This is a genomic window from Roseateles sp. P5_B10 (assembly GCF_056400485.1).
In genome coordinates, this window is the sequence record NZ_JBFULE010000826.1 from 1 (window position 1) to 2270 (window position 2270).

A 2270-nucleotide genomic window follows, 5' to 3' on the forward strand; every position below is an offset into this window, starting at 1 on the left:
ATCTATGTCAGCCGCATCGTCGACCGCAAGGTCTCGCGCGGCCAGGTCTTCCTGGTGGCCGATGGTGGCCTGCACCACCACCTGTCGGCCTCGGGCAATTTCGGCCAGGTGCTGCGCAAGAACTACCCGGCGTCCGTCGAACCCCAGGGCCGCAGCGAATCAGCGACCGAGCCGGCCAGCGTCGTCGGCCCGTTGTGCACGCCGCTGGACCTGCTGGCCGATCGCATGGACATGGCCAAGGGCGAGATTGGCGACCTCGCGGTCGTCTATCAGAGCGGCGCCTATGGCCGCAGCGCCAGCCCCGAAGGCTTCCTGGGCCACCCGGCCTGCGTGGAAGTGCTCGTCTGAACGTGCAGCCCAGGCCCTGGCCCATCGTGCGTGGTCGCCAATCGGGTCAATGCCCCGCGGGTCTGTCGGCATCCGGCTGCAACGCCGGAGTCGCCAGCCGGAACGCGTCAAGCCCGGCGCAGGCTTGGTCGATGCCTGCCAGGCGCGGCCAGCGATTGATGTCGATCTTGAAGCGCCGCGCACTTTCAATCTGCGGCACCAAGTAGACGTCAGCCAGCGTCGGCGTGTCACCGTAGGAAAACGGTCCACTGCGGCCGTGCGACGCCACCAGTGCATCGAACGCGTCGAACCCCGCCGCGATCCAGGTGCCACACCACTCGTTCACCGCTGCATCGTCGGCACCAAAGCTGTGGCGCAGTGTTTCCAGAATTCGCCGGTTGTTGACCGGGTGGATATCGCAGCCAACGATGGCCGCGAGCGCTCGAACCATCGCTCGCGCCCGGGCGTCTTCGGGCAGGAATGCTGGCTTGGGAAAGCACTCCTCCAGCCACTCGATGATGGCGGGGGTTTGCGTCATCACCGTTGCGCCGGTATCGAGGCTCGGCACCAACTGCTGCGGATTGATTTGCCTGTATTCGGCCGTCATGTGTCGCTCGGTGCGCAGATCGATGGGCACCTGTTCGTAGGCGATGCCCTTGAGGTTCAAGGCGATGCGCAGGCGGTGCGAGGTGCCGCTGCGAAAGAAACCGTAGAGCTTCATGCTCAGACTCCCAGGTACTGGTGGATCAGGTCCGGCTGGCGGCGGATGGCGTCGGAATCTCCGCTCCAGACGACACGGCCCTTCTCAACGACGTAGTGGCGGTCCGCCAGGTCCAGCAGTCGGTTGATGTTCTTGTCGATGATGATCAGGGCGAGGCCTTCCGCCTTCAGCTGCCGGATGGTTCGCCAGATCTCGTCGCGGATGACCGGTGCCAGGCCTTCGGTGGCCTCGTCCAGCACCACCAGGCGCGGGTTGGTCATCAGCGCCCGACCAATGGCCAGCATCTGTTGCTCGCCGCCCGAAAGCTGCGAGCCAAGGTTGGTGCAGCGCTCCTTCAGCCGAGGGAACAGCGCGTAGATGCCGTCCAGCGTCCATGCCTTCGCCGGCCCTGAGGCCGCAGGCCCTCGGGCGGTCGCCACGAGGTTCTCCTCGACCGACAGTTCCGTGAAGATCTGCCGGCCCTCAGGCACCAGTGCCAGGCCTTGCCGGGCGATGCGATGGGGCGCCCGGCCATTGGCCCGTTCGCCGGCCACGGTGATGTCGCCGGCGAGGCAGGGCAGCATGCCGAACAGGCATTTGACGGTGGTGGACCTGCCCATGCCATTGCGGCCCAGCAAGGTGACGACCTCGCCCGGCCGGACGTCGAAGCTCATGTCGAAGAGCACCTGGGATCGGCCGTAGCCCGCCTGCAGGCCGCGAACGGACAGATACGGCTTGCGTTCATTCATACCGTCTCCTCGCCCAAGTACACGGCGCGCACCTCGGGGTGATTGCGGATCTCGTCCGGCGTCCCGGTGAACATCACGCGCCCGTAGACCAGCACGGTGATGCGGTCCGCCAGCGAGAACACGGCGTTCATGTCGTGCTCGACCAGGACGATGGTGTAGCGCCCTTTCAGTTGCTGCAGCAGTGCCGTGACGGCGATGGACTCCTGCGCGCTCATGCCGGCCATCGGTTCGTCCAGCAGCAACAGGGAGGGCTGGGCCGCCAAGGCCATTGCCAGCTCCAGCTGGCGGCGCTGGCCATAGGCGAGTTCGCCGGCCGGCGAGCCGTGCTGCGCCGACAGCCCGGACAGGCCGATGGCCTCCTCGGCAGCGGTGCGCGCGGCCACGTCATCGAGCAGTGGGCGCCAGAAGCGCCAGGGTGGGCGCGCAACGGCCATCGCCGCCAGCGTCGCGTTCTCGAGCACGGTGAACTCCTCGAAGATCGACGTGATCTGGTA

Annotated in this window: 3 protein-coding genes and 1 pseudogene; 1 reads left to right on the forward strand and 3 read right to left on the reverse strand. The window is 66.7% G+C overall.

Annotated elements, in window-relative coordinates; translation table 11 throughout:
- Positions 1–348, forward strand: a pseudogene (locus tag AC1DU6_RS28115) (pyridoxal-dependent decarboxylase, exosortase A system-associated); the annotation flags it as partial.
- 46 nt (positions 349–394) lie between these two features.
- On the opposite strand, the gene maiA reads toward AC1DU6_RS28115, so the two are convergent.
- From maiA to AC1DU6_RS28130, 3 genes are all read right to left on the reverse strand, one after another.
- Positions 395–1048: a maleylacetoacetate isomerase gene (maiA, locus tag AC1DU6_RS28120; RefSeq protein WP_457325455.1), complete on the reverse strand. Its 654-nt coding sequence runs from the start codon at positions 1046–1048 to the stop codon at positions 395–397.
- Positions 1049–1050: 2 nt separating this feature from the next.
- Entirely contained in the window at positions 1051–1776 is a 726-nt protein-coding gene (locus AC1DU6_RS28125) for an ABC transporter ATP-binding protein (protein ID WP_457325454.1), read from the reverse strand.
- On the reverse strand, positions 1773–2270 hold a 498-nt coding region (locus AC1DU6_RS28130), incomplete at its 5' end, for an ABC transporter ATP-binding protein (protein ID WP_477861148.1). The genes AC1DU6_RS28130 and AC1DU6_RS28125, both read right to left, overlap by 4 nt.